This is a genomic window from Corynebacterium sp. HMSC29G08, assembly GCF_001806875.1.
GTDB lineage: Bacteria > Actinomycetota > Actinomycetes > Mycobacteriales > Mycobacteriaceae > Corynebacterium.
The window spans coordinates 1-1,020 of record NZ_KV786251.1; the positions used below are offsets into that span (position 1 = coordinate 1).

1 protein-coding gene is annotated in these 1,020 nt (G+C 60.2%); it reads left to right on the forward strand.

What is annotated here, in order from left to right:
* Positions 1–966, forward strand: a 966-nt coding sequence (locus HMPREF3101_RS06580; protein ID WP_083280127.1) for an IS3 family transposase, incomplete at its 5' end; no start/stop codon positions are given.
* Between the last annotated feature and the right edge of the window lie 54 nt (positions 967–1,020).

Sequence of the window (1,020 nt, forward strand, 5' to 3'; positions counted from 1 at the left end):
AAAAAAAGCGGCCGCCTTCTTCGCCACGGAGCACACCACGAGGACCTCTTCGCGGTAATTGCCCACTTCCACGAAGAAGGCAACCCCTGCCCCCGCTACCCAGTGTCAATGATGTGCCGTGTGTTGGAAGTATCCAGCTCCGGCTATTACGCCTGGCGCAAGCGTAGAGATACTCCGCCGGCCGGTGGCACACCACGGGCGAAACGCGCGGCGATTACCGATCTGGTTATCGAGATCTTCAACGAGCACAACGGTTTTGCCGGGGCGCGCACTATCTACCGGCAGCTTCAGGCCCAAAACGTTGCAACCACGCTGTATGCGGTGCGAAAGATCATGGCTGACAACACGCTGCACACCAAGTACCGTCGCGCGTTTAAACGCACCACGATCCAAGACCCGCAGGCGAGCGCACGAGCTGATCTGCTTCGGCGCCGTTTCTACCCCGCGATGCCGACAACCTATCTGTGCGGCGACATCACCTACCTACGCACCGCGCAGGGATGGATGTATCTGGCCGTCGTGATCGATCTGAGCACACGGATGGTTGTCGGGTGGCAGATCGCAGACCGGATGAGTGCGCAACTTGTCGTCGACGCGCTGACCATGGCGCACGCGGCCGGTTTCGTCGCGGGCAACGCGGTGTTTCACTCCGACCGCGGCTCGCAGTACACCTCGAAGCAGTTCGCGCAAACAGCCAAGAAACTCGATGTGCGTTTAAGCACCGGCGCGGTCGGTGTGTGCTGGGACAACGCGGTTGCGGAGTCGATGTTTTCCACGTTGAAGCTGCATCTGCTGTACGAAAAGAAGCAGTTCGCGTCGAAGTTCGACGCCCGCTACGAAGTCGGACACTGGATCGAGGCGTACTACAACCGCCGCCGCATCCACTCCACCACCGGGCTGATCCCCGCCGAAGCAATGCGCCAATTCAAAACCCGCTGCGCCGACACACACGCCGCCGCAGCCTAACCCCCACAACCAAACACAACGGGTTTACCCGTCCACAAAATTTGACACAGCCCA